1 protein-coding gene is annotated in these 768 nt (G+C 56.8%); it reads left to right on the top strand.

Translation table 11 applies throughout. The annotated features are described in order from the left end of the window. Positions 1–15: 15 nt before the first annotated feature. The coding region (locus TSA1_RS40760) for an SDR family NAD(P)-dependent oxidoreductase (RefSeq protein ID WP_245448430.1) at positions 16–768 on the top strand (753 nt) is incomplete at its 3' end.

Here is a 768-nt window from a genome sequence, read left to right as displayed (position 1 = left end):
TCCATTGCAGTCGGAATGGTGCTCAGCGTAGCGGCGAACCGCATCCAGCAGATCGTTCATGCGGTGAAACCTAGCCGGACTGACTTCGGGAGACAAGCCGCCCTGGAGTATCAGGCAAGTTTGATCTGCTTTCAGGCAAGACACTGTAGCTCGCTTGGGTCTCCATGCCTGCATTTCTCCAGCATTTTGTCACTATCCAGCCGCGTGGGCGTTGGCGACTCCGAGAAACAGGCAAAGATCTCCGAGTATCTGGCAACTTCAACGCCGGCTGATCTGATTACTGGTCCCATCGTATCGATCATCAACAAGGAGACTACGATGACCACAATCTCTATCGTCACCGGCGGTACCCGCGGCCTTGGACGTAACACCGCTCTCAGCATCGGCCGCCGCGGCGGCGACGTCATTCTGACCTATCGCAGCGGCGCAGCCGAGGCCGAAACGACGGTCCAAGAGATGAAGGCGCTGGGACGGAAGGCGGTCGCGCTGCCGTTGGATGTGAGCAAAGTGTCCTCCTTCAAGATTTTCGCCAATGAAGTGCAAACGACGTTGAATGAGAACTGGGGCCGAGAGACATTCGACCATCTCGTCAACAACGCCGGCCATGGCGAGATGGCCCCCTTTTCCGAGACGACGGAAGCTCAATTCGATTCTCTCTTCAACGTGCACGTGAAGGGCGTTTTCTTCCTGACCCAAGCTCTTCTTCCGCTGCTTCACGACGGAGGCCGAATAGTGAATCTCTCCTCGGGTCTAACCCGCGTGTCTTTC

The sequence above is a fragment of the Bradyrhizobium nitroreducens genome, from assembly GCF_002776695.1.
Lineage (GTDB): Bacteria > Pseudomonadota > Alphaproteobacteria > Rhizobiales > Xanthobacteraceae > Bradyrhizobium > Bradyrhizobium nitroreducens.
This window is presented reverse-complemented; position numbering and strand designations above follow the sequence as displayed.